General features: G+C 49.1%; 21 protein-coding genes. 10 read left to right on the top strand and 11 right to left on the bottom strand.

Annotation, left to right across the window (positions count from 1 at the left end; all coding sequences use genetic code 11):
- Nucleotides 1-5: 5 nt before the first annotated feature.
- On the bottom strand, nucleotides 6-2684 hold the full coding sequence (locus Q0577_RS18610; RefSeq protein ID WP_298738892.1) for a TonB-dependent receptor: 2679 nt from the start codon (nucleotides 2682-2684) through the stop codon (nucleotides 6-8).
- A gap of 272 nt (nucleotides 2685-2956) precedes the next feature.
- Here Q0577_RS18610 and Q0577_RS18605 point away from each other — a divergent pair, with 272 nt between their 5' ends.
- The 3 genes from Q0577_RS18605 (at nucleotide 2957) to Q0577_RS18595 (ending at nucleotide 6283) form a co-directional block, all read left to right on the top strand.
- Nucleotides 2957-3928 (top strand): FecR domain-containing protein, encoded by a 972-nt coding sequence (locus tag Q0577_RS18605; protein ID WP_298738890.1) that lies wholly within the window; start codon nucleotides 2957-2959, stop codon nucleotides 3926-3928.
- Between the two features lie 58 nt (nucleotides 3929-3986).
- Nucleotides 3987-4442 carry a MauE/DoxX family redox-associated membrane protein gene (locus Q0577_RS18600; protein ID WP_298738888.1) on the top strand — a complete coding sequence of 152 codons (456 nt, stop codon included), beginning with the start codon at nucleotides 3987-3989 and terminating at the stop codon, nucleotides 4440-4442.
- Nucleotides 4443-4528: 86 nt separating this feature from the next.
- Nucleotides 4529-6283, top strand: a complete 1755-nt coding sequence (locus Q0577_RS18595) for a DUF885 domain-containing protein (RefSeq protein ID WP_298738886.1) — start codon at nucleotides 4529-4531, stop codon at nucleotides 6281-6283.
- A gap of 96 nt (nucleotides 6284-6379) precedes the next feature.
- Here the strand turns inward: Q0577_RS18595 and Q0577_RS18590 are convergent, their stop codons facing one another.
- Both Q0577_RS18590 and Q0577_RS18585 read right to left on the bottom strand, forming a co-directional pair.
- On the bottom strand, nucleotides 6380-7222 hold the full coding sequence (locus Q0577_RS18590) for a DUF1080 domain-containing protein (protein ID WP_298738884.1): 843 nt from the start codon (nucleotides 7220-7222) through the stop codon (nucleotides 6380-6382).
- 97 nt (nucleotides 7223-7319) lie between these two features.
- Nucleotides 7320-7739 carry a VOC family protein gene (locus Q0577_RS18585; RefSeq protein ID WP_298738883.1) on the bottom strand — a complete coding sequence of 140 codons (420 nt, stop codon included), beginning with the start codon at nucleotides 7737-7739 and terminating at the stop codon, nucleotides 7320-7322.
- Between the two features lie 192 nt (nucleotides 7740-7931).
- On the opposite strand from Q0577_RS18585, the gene Q0577_RS18580 reads away from it, so the two are divergent.
- Both Q0577_RS18580 and Q0577_RS18575 read left to right on the top strand, forming a co-directional pair.
- Nucleotides 7932-8675 (top strand): SRPBCC family protein, encoded by a 744-nt coding sequence (locus tag Q0577_RS18580; protein ID WP_298738882.1) that lies wholly within the window; start codon nucleotides 7932-7934, stop codon nucleotides 8673-8675.
- A gap of 10 nt (nucleotides 8676-8685) precedes the next feature.
- A complete protein-coding gene (locus Q0577_RS18575; RefSeq protein ID WP_298738879.1) occupies nucleotides 8686-9315 on the top strand; it encodes a hypothetical protein in 630 nt (209 codons plus the stop codon).
- Between the two features lie 16 nt (nucleotides 9316-9331).
- Here Q0577_RS18575 and Q0577_RS18570 read toward each other — a convergent pair whose 3' ends face one another.
- From Q0577_RS18570 to Q0577_RS18545, 6 genes are all read right to left on the bottom strand, one after another.
- Nucleotides 9332-9868 (bottom strand): hypothetical protein, encoded by a 537-nt coding sequence (locus tag Q0577_RS18570; protein WP_298738877.1) that lies wholly within the window; start codon nucleotides 9866-9868, stop codon nucleotides 9332-9334.
- A 65-nt stretch (nucleotides 9869-9933) separates the two neighbouring features.
- The gene (locus Q0577_RS18565) at nucleotides 9934-10245 is read right to left on the bottom strand and encodes a YtxH domain-containing protein (RefSeq protein WP_298738875.1); all 312 of its coding nucleotides are present in this window, start codon (nucleotides 10243-10245) and stop codon (nucleotides 9934-9936) included.
- A gap of 147 nt (nucleotides 10246-10392) precedes the next feature.
- Nucleotides 10393-11670 (bottom strand): serine hydrolase domain-containing protein, encoded by a 1278-nt coding sequence (locus Q0577_RS18560; protein ID WP_298738873.1) that lies wholly within the window; start codon nucleotides 11668-11670, stop codon nucleotides 10393-10395.
- 15 nt (nucleotides 11671-11685) lie between these two features.
- Nucleotides 11686-12933, bottom strand: coding sequence for a TlpA disulfide reductase family protein (locus Q0577_RS18555; protein WP_298738871.1), 1248 nt, complete (start codon nucleotides 12931-12933; stop codon nucleotides 11686-11688).
- 93 nt (nucleotides 12934-13026) lie between these two features.
- Nucleotides 13027-13704, bottom strand: coding sequence for a YggS family pyridoxal phosphate-dependent enzyme (locus tag Q0577_RS18550; protein ID WP_298738868.1), 678 nt, complete (start codon nucleotides 13702-13704; stop codon nucleotides 13027-13029).
- Nucleotides 13705-13845: 141 nt separating this feature from the next.
- Nucleotides 13846-14985: an acyl-CoA dehydrogenase gene (locus Q0577_RS18545; protein ID WP_298738867.1), complete on the bottom strand. Its 1140-nt coding sequence runs from the start codon at nucleotides 14983-14985 to the stop codon at nucleotides 13846-13848.
- Between the two features lie 238 nt (nucleotides 14986-15223).
- Here Q0577_RS18545 and Q0577_RS18540 point away from each other — a divergent pair, with 238 nt between their 5' ends.
- On the top strand, nucleotides 15224-16171 hold the full coding sequence (locus Q0577_RS18540; protein WP_298738866.1) for an arginase: 948 nt from the start codon (nucleotides 15224-15226) through the stop codon (nucleotides 16169-16171).
- A gap of 15 nt (nucleotides 16172-16186) precedes the next feature.
- Here the strand turns inward: Q0577_RS18540 and Q0577_RS18535 are convergent, their stop codons facing one another.
- Nucleotides 16187-17278, bottom strand: coding sequence for a DUF3810 domain-containing protein (locus tag Q0577_RS18535; RefSeq protein ID WP_298738864.1), 1092 nt, complete (start codon nucleotides 17276-17278; stop codon nucleotides 16187-16189).
- 24 nt (nucleotides 17279-17302) lie between these two features.
- On the opposite strand from Q0577_RS18535, the gene Q0577_RS18530 reads away from it, so the two are divergent.
- The gene (locus Q0577_RS18530) at nucleotides 17303-18184 is read left to right on the top strand and encodes a fructosamine kinase family protein (protein ID WP_298738862.1); all 882 of its coding nucleotides are present in this window, start codon (nucleotides 17303-17305) and stop codon (nucleotides 18182-18184) included.
- A 79-nt stretch (nucleotides 18185-18263) separates the two neighbouring features.
- Here Q0577_RS18530 and Q0577_RS18525 read toward each other — a convergent pair whose 3' ends face one another.
- Nucleotides 18264-20318, bottom strand: coding sequence for a response regulator (locus tag Q0577_RS18525; protein ID WP_298738861.1), 2055 nt, complete (start codon nucleotides 20316-20318; stop codon nucleotides 18264-18266).
- 276 nt (nucleotides 20319-20594) lie between these two features.
- Here Q0577_RS18525 and Q0577_RS18520 point away from each other — a divergent pair, with 276 nt between their 5' ends.
- From Q0577_RS18520 to plsX, 3 genes are all read left to right on the top strand, one after another.
- Complete coding sequence (locus tag Q0577_RS18520; protein ID WP_298738859.1) at nucleotides 20595-21131, top strand: DUF177 domain-containing protein; 537 nt, start codon at nucleotides 20595-20597, stop codon at nucleotides 21129-21131.
- A 31-nt stretch (nucleotides 21132-21162) separates the two neighbouring features.
- Entirely contained in the window at nucleotides 21163-21360 is a 198-nt protein-coding gene (gene rpmF / locus Q0577_RS18515) for a 50S ribosomal protein L32 (protein ID WP_298738858.1), read from the top strand.
- A gap of 144 nt (nucleotides 21361-21504) precedes the next feature.
- On the top strand, nucleotides 21505-22452 hold the full coding sequence (plsX, locus tag Q0577_RS18510; protein ID WP_298738856.1) for a phosphate acyltransferase PlsX: 948 nt from the start codon (nucleotides 21505-21507) through the stop codon (nucleotides 22450-22452).
- Nucleotides 22453-22651 lie beyond the last annotated feature (199 nt).

Below are 22651 nucleotides of genomic sequence, written 5' to 3'. Positions count from 1 at the left end.
AGCTGTTATTTGCCTGCTTCCTTCTTTTTCAGATAGTATGTAAAGCTAAGCAGAAAGAACCGCTTTAAGATCCTTCCCTGTACATCTTCAATATAGTTCTCGCCAACATTCCTGGTAATGCTCAGGTTCTGGCTAAGCAGGTCAAATCCCTGCAGCCTGATGCTTCCCTGCTTATGGGCAAACAGGCTTTTGGAAATGAAGGCATTCAGCAATACGGCATGCTGGTTATAAGCCTGGGCCCGGCCTGCGTTGAGCAGGTAATCTGCATTTCCACCAAAGCTGATTCCACCCGGCAGGCTGATACTGAAAATGGACGATAAATTGTAGCTGAAATAATTACTATTGTTATCCTTTTGAACAGTATACCTTACACCATTCCAAATGACACTTCCCTGCGCAGTAATATTGAGTACATCCTTTGCATAGTTAAAAGCAAGTTCCTGCGTAATACTGAAATTTCGCATTAATCCTTGTACACCGTTTATGAAATTAATATCACGGCCAACAAATACGGCGGTATTTGTGTTGACAGACGACACCTGCTTTTTCAGCGGCAGGCTGTTCACCACATTTATGCTAAAGGTGTAAGCGCCGCTTACATTCAGGGGCTTGCTCACCTGTCTGCCAAGAGAATCGAACCAGTTTGTATTTATGATCTTATCAGGATAAAAAGCAAGATTTGTACTGGCAGAAAAACCATTCATGGAACTGGCGTTAAAAGCATTATACCAGGCGCTGAAACTGTGAATAAGCGCTGGCTTAAGATCCGGGTTACCCAACTGTATATATAGCGGATTACTGTTATCAGGTATTGGCTGCAGCTGCGTCATGCTGGGTTGCTGCGGGCTGCCATGGTAGGAGAACTGCAGCCTTTTGCTGCTGGTGAAAGCATAGCTGAATGTGGCCATCGGGAAGACGTTGACCATGGATTGATGTATCCGGTTATTGCTGCTGATATTGTCATTACTGAGCTTACTGAACTGTATATATCCGCCAAGGCTGTATTCATATTTTTGTTTCCTGGTGCGAATGCTCAGGCTGGCGAGGTGAAAGGAGTAATTGTTCCGGAATGAATTACTCAGACTATCGTTAATACGGTCGTACACTTTACCTGTATAGTTGTAGTCATAGGCAAGCTGACTGGAATGCATGCCGGTGGTACTGTAAACATAAAGCACATCTAGGAAACGGTCTTTAAGAACAGGCGCTGTATATGTCGATGAAAAACGACCCATGTGGTTCTTGTTGCCTATATCCTTTCGCTGGTTGATCGTATCACCGATGGCTACACCATTTGATTGAAAAAATAAATTATCTGATCTGTTAAAATTTTCCTGGTGATTATCACTACCAAAAAAGCCAAAATTAGCACTTATGTTATGGCCCTTTTTCTTAAATGTTTTTCCAATAAGGATATTGACACTATATAGCGGAGTGCTCCCGCTACCTGCATTTTGCATTGTTCCCCTGTTTACTGATGTCTTCTCACTGTTTAGTGATTCGTACCGGTTCTCCAGCGCATTTTTTGTTTTGCTGTAACTGAGGTTTCCGCTAAGCGTTATCGTATACGTTGAATCCGGTCTATACTCGGTACGTACATCAAAATTATGATAGGTATTGTTATCGAATGAATGGTTATCCTGGTTGTAGTAATAAGTGGTGTCAGGTAAGAGGTTCTGCCTGGCCACATTGTTTTCGTTTTCCAGGCGGTAATCGCCAATCGTGTAGCTGCCGCTTATTTTTAGTTGCTCACTGATATCCTTACTATAGTTTACCCCACCATTCCAGTTCCTCGCAAGACCGCTACCGGCAATTATCCTTGTTTGTCCTTCCTGGTAGCCGTTGATGTTGTTGCCATTACCTAATAATGTCAACTGTTCACCATCGCCGAAGCGGCTCAGATGCGCACTGCCGGCAAAGCGTTCTGTTGTTCCATAACCTGCTGATGCCTGTCCAACAAATGCCCCTTTCCCATCCTTCCTGATGGTAATATTAATCGCCTTCTCCTTGTTTCCGTCCTCCACGCCCGAAAACTGCGACTGGTCTGATCGTTTATCGATCAGCTGTATCTTATCTATCATATCAGCAGGCAGGTTGCGGGTGGCCATTTTAGGATCATCACCGAAGAAGGGTTTACCATTCACCAGTATCCGCTTTACTACCTGGCCATTTACCTTTATCGTACCATCTTTTTCAATCTGAACGCCGGGCAGTTTTCTTAACAGCTCTTCCATTACTGCATTTTCTCTCGTTTTGTAGTAAGCTGCATTAAACTCCAATGTATCCCGCTTTACTACCATGGGCGTTCTTACCTGTACAATTTCTACCGTCTTTAAACTTACGCCCGTTCCCTGCAGGCTGATCACACCCAGATTTACCAGCGTATCAATAGGTGTAATGGTGAGCGCATGCAAAACCGGCTGGTAACCCAGGTAGGTGATATACAACTTATAGCTGCCTGCCTGCACACCTTTCAGCAAAAAAGCACCTTTGGCATCTGTAAACCCTGTAGCTACGTTTGTGGAGTCCTGTGCGCTTAACAAGGCTATCGTTGCATTTTCCAGCGGCTGCTGGCTGTCTTTGTCTGTTATACTGCCTTTCACCCAGACTGCTGGCTGTGTCTGGGGCCGCGCCCGCAGCGCGCACAGGGTAACAATAATGACGATGAGGAGGGTTTTACTCATCCTGAATAAATAATAGGTCCTTTAATGGTTTCAATCCTCCTGAGGGAAGAGGTGATTGTAAGTTAAGAAGTAAAACGCAATTTGCAGGGCGCTGCCGGCTTAATTTTAAAACATTGCCTACTGCGATAAGGTTACAGCATCATTCGTTATCTTATCTCTCCACATATAGACCTCCTCTATAGGCGATAGGTTATTACTATAAGTAATAATGTGGTACCTTTTCTTATTTTCACCGTTAGTAATACAGTGGATCCCAACAAAACCCATTGACCTTGAAAACTACAATCATGATGTCGCGGAATGCGCTGAGTAACCCCGGCAGGTTTGACCACGAAGCATTTGTGCATTTACTGATAAAGCAGCAGGCAGGAATAACATCAAGGAAAGAAAATACATTCATTCAAAAAATGCTGGACGAAAGTGCTGAAGCCAGGGAGCTATTCGATGAAGTACATGAAACGTCCCGGAATGAAAACTGGGAACCACCACACAGGAAACGTTTCCCTCTGTATATAGCGGCCGGCGTCACCTTGTTGCTTGCAACCGGCGCCGGTTATTTTTATTTTAGGGAAACAGCGCCAGGTAATATACCCCTGAAAACCCTGGCAGCGCCACCAGGCGCTAACAGCACCATCAAACTGGATGATGGAACGGAGATCAGGTTGAATGCAGCTACCACCATCCGGTATCCTGCAGATCTTAAAAGGAGCAAACGCCGTGAAGTGTATGTTGAAGGCGAGGCTTTCTTCACCGTCAGCGCCGATCCTCAAAGGCCTTTCATGGTGCACAGCAGCCTGGCTAATATTGAGGTGCTGGGTACCAGCTTCAATGTCCGCACCTATGACAGCAGCGTCCGGGTATCCTTGGTAAGCGGCGCTGTAGCCATCACCACCCGCGAAGGAGAAAAAGTAAAGCTGAATCCCGGTTATACTGCCACACTCGAAACATACATCCCCCAACTGCTGGTAAGCGCTTACAGACCGGATACTGTGCTCGGCTGGCTGTCTGGTATGTACCGCTTTGAGAATACCCCATTAAGAAAAGTATGCCGGATGGCTGAACGCGCCTATAACATCCGGATCAGTATTGACAGCGATGAACTGGCCAACGTTTGCTACACCGGTATTATTAACGCCCGTAAACCCGTGGAACGCCTGCTGGAAGATATTGGCTATACTACCGCGATAGACTATAATTTTGATGGAACAGGACAATTGCACATTACCCCTGCTTGTCCCAAATGACCACAAAAATGCTCCCAAATGATAACTGCAATATGCCGCCATTTCACTACATTCGGATATGCTCAAAAGAACCATTCCCAGTATCGTTGCCCTCCTGTTGGTAGTGCTCTTCCTCTACACCGGTATCAGTAAACTGATGGACTATACCGTCTTTAAAGAGCAGATAGCCGTATCCCCCATCCTGGCCCCCATAGCGCCCTTTGTTGCCTGGGCCCTGCCCCTGGTGGAATTTGCCGTAGCCATCGCCTTATTCATACCCGCATGGCGTTTGTGGGGCCTGTATGCCTCCTCGGTACTGATGCTGCTGTTCACCGTCTATATTGCCGCAATCCTGAGCTTCAGTACGGAACTGCCCTGCAGTTGCGGCGGCATACTGCAGGAAATGTCCTGGCAGCAACACCTCGTCTTCAATATCACCTTTACTATACTCGCTGTTGTAAGCGCTATACTTGAAAAGAAACGCCGCAAAGCAAAAAACACCGGCGACAGCGATGCAGCGTTTAGTTTAACCTGAAACAAATTTCCCCTGCGCACAGGCAGATCCCGGTACTATTTGTCATCTACAAAAAGTATCTTTCAGGATAAATCTACCTGTTCATCATGCAAAAACACCTATTTACGCTGGGGTTTGCCGCATTGCTGGCAGCCTGTAATACCGGCAGCAGTACCAATACCGGTCATACCGGCGCTGATACCTCTCAAAATGCGGCTTTCCGCGAATATGAAGCACATTACCTGGCCGCCCTATGGAAAACTTATCCTGAGTGGGCTACCGCGGTAGGCTTCCATGAACATGATACGGTGCTGGTCGTTCCTGACAGCGCAGCCATGGAGGCAGAACTGGCCTTCCTGCAGCAACAGCAGGACTCCCTGCAAAGCTATGATACCAGCAAATTAGGCGTAAGCCTGCTCACAGACTACTACCTGATCCGCAACCAGCTGGAAGGCCGTAAGTGGGATCTTGAAAAGGCAAAGACCTATGAATGGGCGCCTACTTCCTACAACGTGATCGGCACCTTCGCATCTATGCTGAATGAGAACTATGCCCCGCTGGACGAAAGGCTGCGCAGCTTTCACGCCCGGATGGCCAACATCCCCGCTTTTTATGCCGCCGCCAAAAAGCTGATCAAAGATCCCGTACCGGAGCTTACAAGCCTGGCGCAGGATCAACACCTGGGCGGGTTGTCCATCTTTGAAAAAGACCTGGCAGACTCCCTCAGTAAAAGCGGTTTAAGCACAGCAGAGAAAAAAGCGCTGCTGGACCGCGCCAAAACAGCGGCAGGCGCTATCCGCGACTTTGCCGCCTGGCTGAAAGCGCTGAAAGTGGAACATCCCCGCAGTTTCAGACTGGGTGGAGACCTGTATGAAAGCAAGTTTAAGTATGATATACAGTCTGCCTATACGGCCGCCCAGATCTACGATTCTGCTATTGCCCGCAAGAACTGGATCCATACTGAAATGGCCCGCATCAGTAAACAGCTGTGGCCCAAATATTTCGGCAGCACACCGGTACCTGATGACCAGCTGGTGCTGATCAAACGGATGATAGATACCCTGTCCATACAGCACGTAAAACCGGCTGAATTCCAGCAGGCCATTGAACAACAGCTGCCAACGCTGTCTGCTTTTATCAAGGAAAAAAACCTGCTTTACATGGATCCTTCCAAACCGCTGAAAGTGCGTAAAGAACCCGGATATATGGCCGGTGTAGCCGGAGCCTCCATCAGCGCTCCTGGTCCTTACGACAAAGAAGGCAATACCTATTACAATGTAGGCAGCCTGGAAGGATGGACACCCGAAAGAGCGGAAAGCTATCTGCGCGAGTACAACCACTATATTTTGCAGATACTGAACATCCACGAAGCGATCCCCGGCCACTATACACAGCTGGTTTACGCCAACCAGTCGCCCAGCCTTATCAAATCCATCCTGGGCAATGGCGCGATGATAGAAGGATGGGCCGTATACACAGAACAGATGATGCTGGAAAACGGCTACGGCAACAATGAACCCGAAATGTGGCTGATGTGGTATAAATGGAACCTGCGCGCTGTTTGCAATACCATTCTGGATTACAGCGTACACGTGAATAATATGAGCAAAGAAGACGCCATCAAACTGCTGACCCAAGAAGCGTTCCAGCAACAGGCAGAAGCAGCAGGTAAATGGAAACGGGTAAGCGTTACCAGCGTACAGTTAACCAGCTACTACACCGGCTATAAGGAGATCATCGACCTCCGGACTGCCTACAAAGAAAAGATGGGGGATAAATACAACCTCAAAGCATTTAACGAACAATTCCTCAGCTACGGCAGCACACCGGTGAAATACATCCGGCAGCTGATGTTAAATTAGTTTGAGGGTTTTAACGTTTGAGGGTTTGAAAGTTTGAAGGCGTCTCACATAACAGGACGCCTTCAAACTTTCAAACCCTCAAACATTTTAACTGCCTTATTGCTGTTGCAGCTCTTTCAGTATTTTATTCAGCTTTACAGGATCCTTCATGTAGGGGCTGAGGTCAAACACCGCTACCCTGCGAAAATCAGTAGGGGCGCTTTCTCCCTGCAGGGCAATATATCCTTCCTTCAACAGCTGGCCGTCTTTCTTCACCGCCGGATCATAGTTGGATACGGAACCTCCGCCTATCTGCGGTTTCGTATAGGTAAGTACGGTATCCCCGCCGGCTATATGATGAACGATGGAATCGCCCAGCACCAGGGCTGCTGCCCTTACCCACTGTTCGCCGGCATATGTTTTGGACGTAGAGGAAATACAGTGATCCGTGATCAGTTTACCATGCATCACCACGTTGGTACCAGGGGTGCAAAGATTGGCAGTAGTGCGGGGATCTTTCCCGTTGCCGCCCAGTAATTGCATCTCCAGGGAAACAGGAAAATCCTGGTCTTTACGCATACTGGCGGCCGACTGTGAATGCAGCATGGCCCCGTTGTTACGGATAGCCCATCCCGGGCCGCCGGCCACCTGGTCTCCCACAAAACGGTATTCTACCACCAGCAGGTATGCGCTGAAGGGCTGCTTGTAAAAGATATGCCCGTATTGTTCGTCAAAATTGCTGTATTGATCATACCGCACTTTCAGCAGACCATCCTCTACACGGAAGGTGTTGCCGAAATTATCGTTCAGTTCATGACCGGCGATCTTGATATCCCAGTCTTTCAGATCTTTACCATTAAAAAGTTCTATCCATTTACCGGGTGAAGCCGTCTTTGCAGACTTTTGCGCACAGGCGGATACAGATAACAGCAGCAGGCAACCGTAGAGCAGTTTTTTCATGATAGTGGCATTATTGAAGCAGTAAAATACGAAGACAATTATTAATTGTCAATTATACCTTTCTGACGGCAGCTGCCCGTATATACTGTCACGTTAGTTAGTCTTTCACTGCATTTGGATCTTCTTTCATCACACCGGTGTAGGTAGCAATATACCAGTTGTTTCCCCAGGCATCCCTTACAGCGCCGCTGCGTTCGCCATAGAACTGGTCGGCGGGTTCCGCCATGGACGCAGCACCTGCCTTCAGTGCGCGCCGGTAGGTTTCATCTACAGCAGGTACGTATAAATGAAAAGCGCTGGGCATGGAAGGATATTCCGGCCGGGCCTCTGAAAACTCCAGTATGGAATCGTCAATACGGATCTCCGCATGCACCACATTATTGCTGTCATCGCGGTAAACGTTTTCCTGCCCGGCGTTGAAAGCAGCTTTCAGGAAAGCAAGGAATGCATCACAGTTCTCAATATGCAGGTAAGGCGTTAATGCGCGCAATCCATCGGGTTTGTAATCTGTTGCCATAAAGAAGGGTTTATCTTTAAAGTTAAATAAAAAGCCCGTTTCGGCTTTTCTACGTCCCGTATTATTTATTCCACAGCTTCTTTGACCAGCCAATCGCCAGATCAATTGAAAATCATACAATTAAGCAGGCTCCACCTGCGTTGCAAAAAACTGCAAGGTTTTAGCGGTAATATCTTCAAAATCAAGATAGTTATGACTCATCCTAATGCATTGTTAAATGGGCATGGCAGGCCCAGCGCAAGTCCGCTGTATGATAGCAGCAATATTCTTAATGTCAGCCGGCCAGGCCGTGTGGTCTCCATCCTCGCCGGTTCGCTGCTTACCAGCAACGCACTGGGACAGCTTTCCAGGCATCCCATTGGCGGACTCCTGAAACTGGCCATAGGCGGTTACCTGCTGTACAGGGGCATGTCTGGCAACTGCCCGGTTGCTGCCGCCATTGAGAAGAGGCGTAACCGTCATACACGTGCCATTAATATCCGCACCAGGCAGCTGATCTCCAGGCCCCGGGAAGAAGTGTATGCTTTCTGGCGCCAGCTGGGAAACCTGCCCCTTTTTATGCACCACCTGGTAAAGGTGGAAGAACAGGACGGCATCCATTCCCGCTGGATTGCGCGTGGCCCCGGCGGCATCGGCACCATTGAATGGGAAGCTGAGATCATGAAGGAAGAACCCGGCCGATTACTGGGATGGCGTTCCGTAGCCAACTCTATGATCGCTACCGCAGGCCGCGTAACGTTTGAAGACGCTGCCAACGGGGGCACCTTTGTAGAGGTTATGATCACTTACCGCCCGCCTGCCGGACATGTTGGCTCGGGGTTGGCCTGGCTGCTGAACGTAGCATTTGAGCGGATGATCGAAGATGATATCACCCGCGTTAAAGATTACCTCGAATCCGGGGAACTGATCGTGGACAATGAAAAAGAAGAAAGTTAAATAATTGAAGATGGACAATAAAAATAATCATGTAGCCTCAACGCAAAAAACTGTTCCGCAGCAATATACCGGCGCTGCGACCAACACCGTCTTTTCTGTGACGCTGCCCTCTCTGAAAGAAAGCAGGGAGCGCTATGAGCAGGCTAAAGCCCGCCTGCTGGATGTGAACCACTGGCACGACTTTGCAGGCCCGCTGTCAGCCAACTTTCTGCTGACGGATGATGCAGGCAGGGCATTAAACCACCCCGCACAGGAAGGTGATCACATCCGTATCAACCTGCCCGGACCCGGTAATAAAACCGGCGATGGCTATGACTGGGTGGCAATAGAACAGATTGAAGACAAAACTACCTCATCAGGAAAAACAGCTTATGCTGCCATTCGCGTAAGGCCCTCTGTTAACCCGCAGCAGTGGCACGGAAAAGTGGCGCATTTCTATGATCCCTCGGCCACCAGTTCTTTCGTGGTAGAACTCTCCGGCAGATGTGTCAAAGCAAGTGTTTACGGGCGAAATGAAAAACCGAACACGGCGCCGTCGGGTTTATGGGATAAGATCAGGAATACCCTGGTAGCGATCAGCGCCTCTGTTGGATTTTCAAAACCTCAATGGAAAAGTTTAGTGAAGGGATTGGTAAAATAACAGATCCGGGTGGAGATCAGTCTTTATCTCCACCCAGGCTGTATTCATTGTTTTCTTCATCTTCCATACCCCGGCTTTCCGCATCATCATCTGCTGCTGCACCTGGTACATCCAGTTCTTCCGGCGGCTCTTCATCAGACTCCTCATCTGTTTGTTTCACCAGCAGATCACGGGCACGTACTGATTCATCTTCTCCCTCATCCATATCTTCGTCGCGGGGCCCCAGGTTAGCGAGGTCTTCTGCAGTGACATCTGCTTCGGTTCCCATGATGATCTCCGGACTGGCGTCCTCTTCATCAGGTTCCATTTCTCCGGCTGTTTCCGGATCGGGTAATTCCCCTGAAGGCGTAAAATATTCCACACTTTCCTTGTTCTCCAGGTCTGCCTGGCTGGGTATCAGGGCGTCCTGTGCAGGAAGATCGGGATCATCCTGTGCAGAGGTAGGATCGTCGTGTTCAGCAGGGTTTGTCTGCTCTTGCCGCCGCTTATCCGCGGCATCACTGTTCCTGTCCCTGTTGCCTGTTTTGCCGGTGTTGGATCTGTTGTTTTGCATAACACTACTGTTTCCTGTATGTGTACCAAAATTGGACCACAGGAAAAAGCAGCGTACTGCCACGATCAGCTATTCTGTGATAATGCCTCTTTCCTGAATTTATCGTAAGAGTTCCTGCTTTCATCGATCAGGCGCAACACACGTTCCCGCACATCATCTTTCAATCCGGTCACTTCATGCTCAAACACATGCTTCAGTTCTGCAAGGTTATCTGAGCCACGGCCCAGCAGGCGGCTGAGTCTATAACGAACATTGCCCGCTGAATAACGGATCCTTCTCCTGGTGGCTTCCCCGCTGTCGGGTGCACATAACATTCCTACTACTATTCCAGCTGCTACTCCGGCCAGCACTCCTGATAAGAATTTAGTGGTGCTCATATGTAACAATTTAAAGGTTTAACAAATAGAACTGCCGTTGGTTGGGGGGAATAGTTTGGGAAGTTCCAAATTTGGGGCCAACATGTATTAGCTGCTAGCCGCCGGCGCTTAACCTCCGTCAACTGCAGTCCAGCTAACAGCTAACAGCTAATCCATCGCCTGGTACACCAGGATGCGGAACTTCCGTACAAATTCGCCGTAGTAGGCATAGGGCATTGCGTTGGTGTATACCAGGAGGATCAGTTCTTCCCGGGGATCGATCGTGTATTCAGAACAGTAAGCGCCGCCCCAGGTCAGTGAACCGGGAGATGCGGGATCGCCGTAACGCGTATCCGCCGTGATGATCTGGAGGCCCAGCCCGAATTTATCGTTACGGTCCCACACCGTTGCATCGCCGATCTGGTTGCGGGTCATCAGCGCTACTGTTTTGCGGCTTAAAAGGCGAACGCCGTTAAACGTGCCGCCATTGAGTATCAGCTGGCAGATCTTTGCATAATCTGCTATTGGCCCCGTAAGGCCCGAACCTCCCATATAAAGGGTGCTGGTATTGCTTAAAGCAAAATGCCGGTCGGTAGTATGGGAAGAAACCCTGATAGGGCTATCGAGGGCAGGTAAAGCATATAACTCCACGAGGCGCGGCTGCTTTTCAGGCGGCAGGTAAAACCAGGTGTCCTGCATACCCAGGGGCAGCAGGATGCGCTGGCGGAAAAAATCTGCCAGGGTCTGACCGGAGAGGATCTCCACCAGGCGGCCCGCTACATCTGTGTTAAAGCCATACGTGAATTGCGTTCCCGGGTCATGCAGCAGCGGACGCCGGGCAATGTTATTCACCAGCGATTCCAAACTCATTTGTTCACCCGTTGGGAATACAGACAGACCATGGCCCCCGAACAGCAGGCTATCCAGCGGATGATCATAAGGAATACCCGTTGCATGTGACAGCAGTTGTCGTATGGTCGGTTGCGTAGCTGCAGGTCTTGTTTCATAGCTACCCTTCTGCCGGTCGTATTTCACCAATACTTTGGCATCCCTGAAAGCCGGGATGTATTTGCTGATGGGATCATCCAGGAAGAAGCGTCCCTCCTCATACAACATCATCAGCGCGATGGTGGTGATCAGTTTTGTCTGCGAAGCCCAGCGGAAAATATCATCTTTCTTTAAAGGCGTGCGGCTTTCCCTATTCCGGTACCCGAAAGCCTTGTAATGTACGATCTGGCCTTTATGCGCCACAAAGGTAACCGCATTAGGGGCCAGCCCTTTATCAATGGCGGCCTGCAGAAAGCTGTCTACCTTTTGCAGGCGCGCTGCAGAAAAGCCTGCCGCCTGCGGAGATGGCGCAACTGAAAATTGCCGGGGAGCTGTTTGCGCAAAAGTAGTATATACCAGGCAGCAACAGATGCCTGTGAGGAATAGTAACCTGTTCATATCAACAAGATAATACTACTCTTTCAACAATTTATCGATGAGTTGATTGTACTCCTGCTTGAAATGTTCATAGTGCTCACCGGTACCCGGACCGGAAAAACCGGTATGCACTTCTCTCACCAGCCCTTTTTTATCAACGAAGATGGTGGTAGGGAATCCCTTGATGGCAGTGAGCTGCGGCAGGGTCTTCTCCCCTTTCTTCGGATCTGCAGAAGTAACACCTGTGATCAGTACAGGATAATCTACATCAAAACGTTTGAGGAACCCGGAAAGGGCTTTTTTAGATCTTTCGAAGTCTGTGGTGCGTTCATAAGCAAGGCCGATCACCTCTACCCCACGCTCCCTGTTCTGCTTATACCAGCCGCTCAGGAACCCGGTTTCGTCCATACAGTTAGGGCACCAGGAACCCATCAGCGTGATCACTACTACTTTGTTCTTAAAGCGGTCATCATTAATGCTCACCTGTTTGCCATCCAGGTCTGGGAAGCTGAAGTTCAGTTTAGCCTGCCCCGGTTTTACCGTAGCCAGCTTGGTTTCATCGGGCAAAGCCGCTTTCGGATCTTTACGGGCGGTCCAGTGCTCTTTGCCATTACCGATACCCGCATAAAAAACACCCTGTTCCAGCGTATTATCGGCTGTCAGGCGGGCGGTAAAATAATAAGCATGAGAACCATCAAAAGTAGACAGCTTCAGGGTATCGCCATCCAGTATCCCTTCCAGGAAGCGGTAGTCTCCCGTAGGCGTCAGGAAGGTGCCTGTTACGTGATTGCCATCCTGTTTAAACTCCCCTACGGCAAAAGAGCTGTCGGTACCATCAGGGGCGGTAAAGTAAGTAGCCCAGCGGCCGCTGACATTACCCTTCGCAGGCAGATGCTGGGTAAAACGTTCTTTCACACCAGGAATAGAGGTAAAGGGAATACTTACATCCCTGTCTGCCAGGTGGCGTATCCATAATCCTTTCACCTCTCCGGAGGGCTGCAGCACACCTTTAAACTCAGAATCAAAGAACGGCATCTTAATAAACACAGAATCGCCTTCCATGCGGATATCATCCACCAGCAAACGTTCGCCTGCATTGAGGATATGCATTACCATGCGGGAATTATCTACTGCTGTATTGAAGACAATATCCGCCCCATCCTGGCGGTGCAGGCGGGTTTGCCATATGTTCGGATTATCAGTAAATTGCTGTTGTCCAATAGATTGCAGCGTTGACAATAGGGTAAGGGCGAGGATTGTTATCGTCTGTCTGAGTTGCTTCATAGTTTCTTCCGATATTATACCACTAAATTAGTAGACAAATATAGCCCATATTCCTGAAACCCTGCAAACTGTATGATGACCGGTTCCCCGCGTTTATGGTTTGATACGTGCCCCAAACAGGAGGCTGCCGATCCTTACCAGGGTACTGCCTGATTGCAGCGCCAGCTGGTAATCGCCGCTCATCCCCATGGAAAGCTCACGAAAGTCATCGTCAGCGGGAAAATAGCGGGACTTTACCCGGCTGAAAAGCTGTTGCAGATGCCTGAACTCCTTCTCTACCTGCGCGGCATTGTCTGTATTGGTAGCCATGCCCATCAGGCCGGCTATGCGAACATGCGCACCGGCTGCCTGTTGCCATGCCTGCACCAGGCTTTCCAGTTCTGCTTCATCCAGGCCGAACTTGGTTTCTTCTTCAGCAATATGTACCTGTAAAAGACAGTGGATAATACGGTTGTGTTTTGCCGCTTGCTTGTTGATTTCCTGCAGCAAACGGAGGCTGTCTACCGCATGGATCATGGTAATAAAAGGAGCAATGTATTTTACTTTATTGCTCTGGAGATGGCCAATGAAATGCCATTCAATATCACCGGGCAGTTCGGGCTGTTTTTGCAGCAGTTCCTGCACATAATTCTCGCCGAAAATACGCTGCCCTGCATGATAAAGTTCCAGGATATCTGCTGCTGGCTTGATTTTGGAAACGGCAACCAGCCTTGCTCCATATGGACGCAGCGCCTCTTGTATCGTTTGATAAGCGGGTAAGTTGATGGACATGGGGGCAAAGATAGGGAATAGGAGAGCTGCCAGCTACCAGCAACACTTTTACTTACCAAATAATAGTTAATGACTTATAGCTGACAGGCCACGGCTAAAAGCTAAAGCCAATAGCCGATGGCTGCCAGCCGCCGCTGGCGGCTAGCCCAATATCGTCCTGCTGATAACAATACGCTGTACTTCGGAAGTGCCTTCATAGATCTGGGTGATCTTGGCATCACGCATCAGGCGTTCAACATGGTATTCTTTCACATAGCCGTAACCGCCATGTACCTGTACGGCTTCTGTAGTGACCCACATGGCCGTTTCGGAGGCGAATACCTTTGCCATAGAGCCGCTCAGCGTATAGTCCAGGTGCTGGTCTTTTTCCCAGGCGGCTTTCAGGCACAGCAGGCGGGCGGCTTCTATCCGGGTAGCCATATCGGCCAGCTTGAACTGGATGGCCTGGTGCTGGCTGATCTCTTTACCAAAAGCTTTTCTTTCCTTTGAATATTTCAGGGCCAGTTCATAAGCGCCGCTGGCAATACCCAGCGCCTGGGAGGCGATGCCGATGCGGCCGCCGGCCAGTGTTTTCATGGCGAACTTAAAACCAAAGCCGTCTTCGCCTATACGGTTCTCCTTTGGCACTTTTACATCCTGGAACATAATACTGTGGGTATCGCTGCCGCGGATGCCCAGCTTATTCTCTTTGGCGCCAATGGTTACACCGGCCCAGCTTTTCTCAACAATAAACGCGTTGATACCTTTACTGCCCTTTTCAGGATGGGTTTGGGCAATCACCAGGTAGGTGCTGGCTGAATTCCCGTTGGTGATCCAGTTCTTGGTGCCGTTCAGCAGGTAATAGTCGCCTTTATCCTCTGCCGTGGTGCGCTGGGAGGTAGCGTCTGAACCCGCTTCAGGCTCGCTGAGCAGGAACGCGCCTATTACCTGTCCCTGCGCCAGGGGCACCAGGTATTTCTGTTTCTGTTCTTCAGAACCATAGGTTTCAAGTCCCCAGCATACCAGCGAATTATTCACGCTCATACATACCGAGGTGGAGGCATCTATCTTCGATATCTCTTCCATGGCCAGTACATATGAAATAGTATCCAGGCCCGCGCCACCATATTTAGGATCTACCATCATCCCCAGGAAACCCAGTTCTCCCAGTTTCCGGATCTGTTCTACAGGAAATTGCTGATGCTCATCGCGTTCAATTACACCGGGTAACAATTCGTTCACTGCAAAATCACGGGCAGCTTTTTGTATCATTAAATGTTCTTCGGTCAGTTGAAAATCCATAATAACGTGTTTTAACAAAGGGATAAGGCCCCGTAGCCGCATATTAAACATTAATGCGGATGTAAAAAAATCAGTCTCACAGAATTCAACGTTATCCATCATTCCCTGATAAACGTTAAAGAAATTCTTATAAGAATCAATCCTTATTGGAATTGGTTCAGTTTTTCAGGGGGCTTGCTGTAAAGCCCAACAAAGCTATGCCCCCGCTGATCAATTAAAAATCCTGTAGTTTGGTGTTATGAAGAACATTAAACTGATAGAAGTTAAGTCAGAAATAGGAGCCGGTACCCGGGGAGCAAGTCTTGGCATTGATGCTATTAAGATCGCGGCGCTGGACTTCATGAGCAATTTCTTTGTACACTTCCCTTCAGAAGTGATCGAAACGGAAAACAAGCTGCTATTTGAGCCTATAGAATCGCCCTTTGCCAAACGTATAAAAGGTATCACCAACCTGTACGAACGTATCAGCAAGAGTGTATACGAAACGGTTAAATCCAACTGGTTCCCGGTAGTACTATCCGGCGATCACAGTACCGCCGGCGCCACCATTGCGGGGTTAAAAATGGCGCACCCCAAGTCTAAACTGGGCGTGATATGGATAGATGCGCATGCGGACCTGCATACCCCCTACACCACCCCATCGGGCAATATGCATGGTATGCCCCTGGCCACGGCTATTGCAGAAGATAACCTTGATTATAAAGCGCATGAAGTGGATGAGAACACGGCAAAGGCCTGGAACGGACTGAAAAATATAGGTAAGATCGCCCCCAAGGTGCTGCCCGAAGACATTGTGTTCATTTCTCTGCGGGATTATGAGAAGGAAGAAGAGCATCTCATTAAGAAGTATGGTATGAAGGTGATCACCACTGGGGAAGTACGCCGTAAGGGACCGGAAAATATTTCCCGCTCGGTGTTCAGGTACCTGAGCGACTGCGAATATATCTATGTGTCTTTTGATGTAGACAGCCTGGATGCTTCCATATCCCGGGGCACCGGTACACCGGTAAGCAATGGCCTGCGCGAAAGAGAGGCAGAAGACCTGATCGCCAAATTTATGCAGCACCGCAAGATCTGCTGTTTTGAGATCACGGAAGTAAACCCCACCCTGGACCGTGAAAACCTGATGGCAGAAATAGCGTTCAACATCCTGCAGCGCAGTGTGAACCTGCTGCTGCTGAACTAAACAGCCGTCTGACGGTTATGGCTGGTTCAAACGGAAATACGCCATTAACCAACCCACCACTTCACTATAGCTGTAAATACCTTTTTCCTGTTTGTTGGCCTTCAGGTACTGATCGTATATCATACCGGAGTAATCATCCAGCGGGCCGCGGTAAGCCTTATAGAAATTGACCATCGCTTTATAGTCTGCTTTTACCCCGGGTACCGCCCGGCTCCAGATCTCTTTGGCCAGGGCAGTGTCGCGGCGGGACAGCTGGCTGGTGCTGTACAGGAACATTTCAAAATTGGCGGCATAACGGAAACGGGGATCGCCGGTATTATCTGCTACGAGGTAGCCTACAAAATTGGCAGACTCCTCGGGCGCATAACCCAGCTGATGGGCCACTTCATGGCAGGTGGTAAAAGGCTGCATAAACTGCGGCGTGGTGGTGTTTACCTGGGCCTCATTGGTAAAGGGGTTAAGGTAGCCGGTTACCCCCATATAGTTCAGCCATTTGCCATACAGGGACGATTTAATGCAGGGGCTGCGGTAACGAAGGGAAGGCCATTGTGTAGTGGCCTGCTTGTAGGCAAATTCTACCCGGCTGAACAGCATGGCGCTGTCTGGATCCGGGGCCACCAGGCCAAGGGTATCGCCCAGGGCAGCTTTCTGGGTGTTCACCTGCAGCAGCAGGGTGTCCGCCAGTTTATACAGCTGCCCGGTGTTGTACGACTTAACATCCAGGCCCATATCCGCCGCCAGCGAGTGTCTGCGGTAGTTGTACCCCCACAGCAGCAGGAAGACCAGGTACACCGAAAGCAGGGCCGCCACACCTTTCAGGAACAGGGCGCCTGCCTCCATCCAGCGCCCCCGTATCATTTTATAACATAGTTTTAACAAAAAAACTATAGCGGTTATAAACCAGGCGGCATAAATTAGGTCCCCGACACTAAAAGGCACCAGTCCCGTTAATCGCCTGAAGACAGCACTTATCGAAACATAAAACCTATGAAAGTAGAAAGAAGCAAAGCCGTCACTTACCGCGAATAACAGATTCAACAGCAACAGGCTGAGCACTGTTATGATTATACGAATCCCTGTCCTTTTAATTGTAGCTTTTTGTTCCATAATGATCAATAACCGGTGACAACGATGACCGATGACATATTACTGTATGAGCTGTCTGCCACACTTACTACACAATTAGGAGTGAAAATAACAATTAATCACGCAGAAAGTGTGCAAGGCGGAGATATAAACAAAACCTATAAACTCAGTACCAATGAAGGTCCTTTTTTCCTGAAAGTCAATGATGCACGCCGTTACCCGGATATGTTCGCCAGGGAGTTCAACGGCCTGGCCACCCTGCGTAAAACAGCTGCCATTACCCTGCCCGAGCCTATCTGTTTTGGTGCAAAGAACGGGCAGGCATACCTGGTGACCACCTTTATGCAGAAGGGAGGCGCCGTAATCGATTTCTGGGAAAGCTTTGCAGCCGCCATCGGCAAAATGCATCAGCATACACAACCGCATTTCGGCTTTAATGAATCAAACTATATCGGTACCATAAAACAATATAACACTCCCTATAGCAGCTGGGCGGTGTTCTATGCTTTTAACCGCCTGATGCCCCTGGGACGGCAGGCTTATGACAGGCACCTCATAGAAAAGGCCGACCTGCAGCTGCTGGAGGGCCTTTGTAAACGGCTGCCCGCCATCTTCCCGGAAGAGAAGCCCGCCCTGCTCCATGGCGACCTGTGGTCCGGCAACTTCATGGTAGGACCAGACGGCAGGGCCTGCATCTATGATCCCGCCGTATATTATGGTCACCGCGAGATGGACCTGGCCATGACCCGGCTTTTCGGCGGCTTTGACACCCGCTTTTATTACAGCTACCAGCACCTCTACCCGCTGGCCAACGGCTGGCAGCAACGCATTGGCATCTGCCAGCTCTACCCGCTGCTGGTGCATGTACTGTTATTCGGAGGAAGCTATATAGATAATGTGAGGGAGATATTACGCGAAAACAGCTGAAAGGTTGGAAGGTGTAAAAGTTTGAAGGTGGCCTGAGACTTAAGCCACCTTCAAATTTTCAAATGCTCAGACTTTTACACTATCTTTTAACCCCCTGCTCTTTCATGAAGCGGAGCATCCGGGAGAATTCTTCTTCTACGATGGGGAAATAGCGGTTCATATCAGCAGCGATCTCGTCGTACAGGGAGCTGATCCTGCCGGAGGTGGCTTCCTGTTCATCTTTCAGCACATCTTCCATTTCCTGCATTTTATCGCTGACCCAGGTAAGGCCCACCATGGCGAAGTTAGGTTTTAGTTTATGTACCTGGATCTTGAGGTTTTCGAGGTCATTCCGTTGAACAAAATTTTCCAGCTTGCGTACTTCGCCCCGTATCGTTTTAATGAAGATCTCGAACAGGTCGGCCGCATAGGCAATATTATTCTCGTACAAAGCACGCAGGTACTTTGTATTCAGTTCTTCATGGAACTCGTAACCGTTGATGTCTTCTTCTTCCTCCATTGGTAACGCAGTTTCGTCTTCGTTCAGGTATTTATTAAGGATTTGCAGTAATTGATCCGGCGTATATGGTTTTGTCAGTATATCCGTAATGCCTATGTTCCGGGCCATGGTGGCGGTGCTCTCCATTGCTACGGCGGTGGTGGCCACAATAGGGGTGGCTACATTAGGTAGTTTTTCATCGGCCCTGATCCTTTTTGTGAGCTCAAACCCGTCCATTCCCGGTATGCGGATATCCATCAGTATCAGTTCAAATTGCCGGGAATCCAGGAAGAACAGGGCATCCGGCGAGTTGGTGGCCAGCTGGCAATGGATGTTGTATTTTTCCAGCAGGCTGATAATGTACCGCAGGTTCATAGGGTTGTCTTCGATGATCAGTACCCTGGCCCCGCCAAAATCGATCTGCCGGCGTCTTTTACTCAGCATGCCTCCTGATACTGCCGGTTTGTTGGTATCAATGAACGGAAGGTTGAATGAAAAGCAGGTCCGGTAACCAGGATGTTCCTCCACCAGGATATGGCCTCCCTGCCGCTCCACCAGTTGCTTGACAATAGCCAGGCCTAAGCCTGTGCCGCCGTAAATTTCGCGAATTTCTTTTTCTGCCTGCTTATAATTCTGAAAAACCAGTTCCAGTTTATCCTTCCGGATACCGATCCCGGTATCACTCACCCGGAAGCGTACCCAGAGGGTATTTTCCTGCCAGCTTTCCAGCTCTGCGCTGAGGGCGATCTCTCCTTCCCTGGTAAATTTATCTGCATTTCCCAGGAGGTTCATCAGTATCTGGTTCAGCAGCAGGTCATCGCCCACCAGGAGGTGCTCCAGCCGGTTATCTACCGAAGCGGATATTTTCACGGGCCGCTGGCCCATTTTAAGCTCAAAAGTATGCTTGAGGGACTGTATCAGCTCCCCCAGGTTAAACTCCCGCTGGTTCACCTGCAGTTCACCGGCCTCTATCCGGGAAAGGTCCAGGATATCGGTAATGAGCCCCAGGAGGATGCCGGAGGTATGCTTCAGTGTTTTTACATATTCGTCCTGCCGCTCATCCAGCTGCGTTTCTTCCAGCAGGTGGGCCATACCGATGATGGCGTTGAGCGGGGTGCGGATCTCATGGCTCATATTGGCCAGGAAATCCTTCTGGGCGCGCTGGGCCTCTTCGGCCTCCTGCCGGGCGCGTTCCAGCTCCTGTTGGGATGCCCGGTGCTTGGTGACGTCTACCACCTGCCAGATGGCGCCCCTGAAACGGCCTTTGTCAAGCAGCGGCATATAGCTCACCTCCCGGACGTGCCCGTCTGTAAAAAGGATCGGCCAGCCGAAAAAGGTCTTTTTCCGCCTGCGCAGCTCTTTCATCTTCTCTTCAAAGGCGGCCGGCTCGCTTACATAGGGCCTGAAAAACTCTATAACGGTGGCAAAAGGTTGGTTGACCACCCGGCAGGCGTCGGGCCCCATATCAAAAGCACTGACGATCACCTGGTTAGCCCATATGAACCGATGCTTGGGATCTGTCACGAAGATGCCGGCGTTGGAATTTTGCAACAGTACGGATAGGGGGAGGGAAAAAACATCCATCACATCCGACATTGGCATATTGGCGTTGGCAGATGGCGTATTCCGGTGTCCCATTCTAACTTTGGCCTTCATGATAGTATTTTCACGGAACGGGGTTTTCAGATGCTGAATGCTAAACGCTCAACGCCAGACGCTTTTTCAGCGTTAAGCATTGAGCGTTAAGCGTTCCACGTTCTATTGGTAATCAACAAATTTAGGAAATTTTTACATTTACAATAATTTAGTTACCTTTGCATCCCTCTAAAAGTGGAGGACTAATTGTATGAAACTAGCCTTAGTGCTTTCTTTATAAAAGTAAATAACTTTGCGCAAGTTCCATCGGACCATTGACATAAAATTTATTGACAGATGAAACCACTCCGTGAATTTGATATAGCCTTTGTAGGACTGAAGCCCGGAGTGCATACCTTTCAGTACCAAATTACGGATAGTTTTTTTGAAAATTACGGTCCGCAGGATTTCAGCAATACAAACGCAACAGTAAAGCTGCAGTTTGATAAAAAAGCCAGCTTTTTTCTGCTGAAATTCGAGATAGGTGGCACTGTTACTGTAATTTGCGATAGATGCGGCGCACCTTTTGAATTGCAGTTATGGGACGATTTTGATCAGGTGGTGAAACTGGTAGAGAACCCGGAAGAATTGCAAAGTGATGAGGATCCGGAAGTTAGCTACATTTCAAAGACAGAGTCGCACCTGAATGTGGCAGAATGGATATACGAATTCATCAACCTGAGCATTCCGATGCAGAAGATACACCCGGATAATGCCGATGGCAAAAGCGGTTGTGATCCAAAGGTGCTGGAAATGCTGGACAAGATGAACCAACAGGCGGGTGAGAAAAAAAACCCGATCTGGAAAGATCTGGACAAATTCAGAGAAAATTAATTAATAACGAGACAATTAAAAATTCAATACAATGCCAAATCCTAAACGCAGACATTCTCAGCAAAGATCAGCGAAGAGAAGAACGCATTACAAGGCAGTTGCAGACACTTTAAGCACTGATTCTGCAACCGGCGAAGTGCATCTGAGACATCGCGCTCATTGGGTAGAGAACAAATTATACTACAAAGGTAAAGTTGTGCTGGAAAAACAATCCGGCGCCGCTAAATAGCCAGGTCATTTCCATAAAATGACGATTTACGCTGAACGCTGAACGCTAAATGCTGAACGCTTGCTACAATTTTTGAGCGTTAGGCGTTTAGCATTAGGCATTCAGCGTATCTATATACTACCCTTAAGACCAAATTAAAGTTACATGCGAATTGGGCTTGATATGATGGGGGGTGATTTTGCTCCCCAGGAAGCTGTAAACGGAGTTCAATTATTCCTGGCGTCTGCCCCAAAAGATGTGCAGCTGGTGCTGATCGGTGATGAGCAGGCAGTAAAACCGCTGCTGGCAGATGCGCAGATAGACCCATCCACCTATACCATCGTTCACGCATCCCAGGTCATTGGCATGCATGAGCACCCTACCAAAGCGCTGAAAGAAAAACAGCAATCTTCCATTGCCATCGGCTTTCACCTTTTACAGAATGGTAAAATAGACGCCTTCATCAGCGCCGGCAACACAGGCGCCATGATGGTCGGCACCTTTTATTCCATCAAGGCGATAGAAGGCGTGCAAAGGCCCACTATCAGCACTCCCGTACCCAGGCAGGACGGCACCTATGGCCTGTTGCTGGATGTGGGCATCAATGCTGACTGCAAGCCCGAAAACCTTGTTCAATTTGCCGTACTGGGCTCCCTCTACGCACAGTATATCCTCGGACACAACAATCCCAGCGTTGGACTGCTGAACATTGGCGAAGAGGAAGGCAAAGGCAACCTCCTGGCCCAGGCTACGTATCCCCTGCTCAAAGAACACCCGCAGATCAATTTTATCGGCAACGTAGAAGGTAGGGACATCTTCTCCACAAAAGCAGATGTGATTGTATGCGAAGGCTTTACAGGGAACGTGATACTGAAAATGGCAGAGTCCTTCCACGATATAGCAGTGAAACGAAACATCAACGACAGCTACCTGGAACAGTTTGATTTCGAAAGCTACGGCGGCACACCGGTATTAGGTGTTTCCCAGCCGGTGATCATCGGACACGGCATATCCAAAGGGATCGCTTTCAAGAATATGATCCTGCTGGCGCAACAGATGATCGCCAGCAAACTACTGGAGAAGATTAAAGAGAGCTTCAACGGAAAAGCGTAAACAGCTGCCAACCAAGAACTAAATATTGAAAATCATCACAAAAGAGGATGTATCAGCCGATACATCCTCTTTTCGTTTTTATACCCCCTCCCCTTTTATCGTATTAAATCCAGGATGTAAGCTATCTGCTACCAACAGAAAAGAGCAGGTATCCACGGGAACCCACTAAGAAAAGCGCCTGCATCCACCGGAATACCGG

Source organism: uncultured Chitinophaga sp., assembly GCF_937898475.1.
In the GTDB taxonomy this organism is placed as follows: Bacteria; Bacteroidota; Bacteroidia; order Chitinophagales; family Chitinophagaceae; genus Chitinophaga.
This window is presented reverse-complemented; position numbering and strand designations above follow the sequence as displayed.

Bases quoted from the DNA above. Each gene is read 5' to 3' on its own strand.
- Q0577_RS18590 (WP_298738884.1), bottom strand. From the start codon at position 7,222: ATGAAAAAACTGCTCTACGGTTGCCTGCTGCTGTTATCTGTATCCGCC.
- Q0577_RS18610 (WP_298738892.1), bottom strand. From the start codon at position 2,684: ATGAGTAAAACCCTCCTCATCGTCATTATTGTTACCCTGTGCGCGCTG.
- Q0577_RS18600 (WP_298738888.1), top strand. From the start codon at position 3,987: ATGCTCAAAAGAACCATTCCCAGTATCGTTGCCCTCCTGTTGGTAGTG.
- plsX (WP_298738856.1), top strand. From the start codon at position 21,505: ATGCGAATTGGGCTTGATATGATGGGGGGTGATTTTGCTCCCCAGGAA.
- Q0577_RS18540 (WP_298738866.1), top strand. From the start codon at position 15,224: ATGAAGAACATTAAACTGATAGAAGTTAAGTCAGAAATAGGAGCCGGT.
- Q0577_RS18550 (WP_298738868.1), bottom strand. From the start codon at position 13,704: ATGTCCATCAACTTACCCGCTTATCAAACGATACAAGAGGCGCTGCGT.
- rpmF (WP_298738858.1), top strand. From the start codon at position 21,163: ATGCCAAATCCTAAACGCAGACATTCTCAGCAAAGATCAGCGAAGAGA.
- Q0577_RS18535 (WP_298738864.1), bottom strand. From the start codon at position 17,278: ATGGAACAAAAAGCTACAATTAAAAGGACAGGGATTCGTATAATCATA.
- Q0577_RS18595 (WP_298738886.1), top strand. From the start codon at position 4,529: ATGCAAAAACACCTATTTACGCTGGGGTTTGCCGCATTGCTGGCAGCC.
- Q0577_RS18570 (WP_298738877.1), bottom strand. From the start codon at position 9,868: ATGCAAAACAACAGATCCAACACCGGCAAAACAGGCAACAGGGACAGG.
- Q0577_RS18530 (WP_298738862.1), top strand. From the start codon at position 17,303: ATGACCGATGACATATTACTGTATGAGCTGTCTGCCACACTTACTACA.
- Q0577_RS18520 (WP_298738859.1), top strand. From the start codon at position 20,595: ATGAAACCACTCCGTGAATTTGATATAGCCTTTGTAGGACTGAAGCCC.
- Q0577_RS18560 (WP_298738873.1), bottom strand. From the start codon at position 11,670: ATGAACAGGTTACTATTCCTCACAGGCATCTGTTGCTGCCTGGTATAT.
- Q0577_RS18545 (WP_298738867.1), bottom strand. From the start codon at position 14,985: ATGGATTTTCAACTGACCGAAGAACATTTAATGATACAAAAAGCTGCC.
- Q0577_RS18575 (WP_298738879.1), top strand. From the start codon at position 8,686: ATGGACAATAAAAATAATCATGTAGCCTCAACGCAAAAAACTGTTCCG.
- Q0577_RS18525 (WP_298738861.1), bottom strand. From the start codon at position 20,318: ATGAAGGCCAAAGTTAGAATGGGACACCGGAATACGCCATCTGCCAAC.
- Q0577_RS18585 (WP_298738883.1), bottom strand. From the start codon at position 7,739: ATGGCAACAGATTACAAACCCGATGGATTGCGCGCATTAACGCCTTAC.
- Q0577_RS18565 (WP_298738875.1), bottom strand. From the start codon at position 10,245: ATGAGCACCACTAAATTCTTATCAGGAGTGCTGGCCGGAGTAGCAGCT.
- Q0577_RS18555 (WP_298738871.1), bottom strand. From the start codon at position 12,933: ATGAAGCAACTCAGACAGACGATAACAATCCTCGCCCTTACCCTATTG.
- Q0577_RS18580 (WP_298738882.1), top strand. From the start codon at position 7,932: ATGACTCATCCTAATGCATTGTTAAATGGGCATGGCAGGCCCAGCGCA.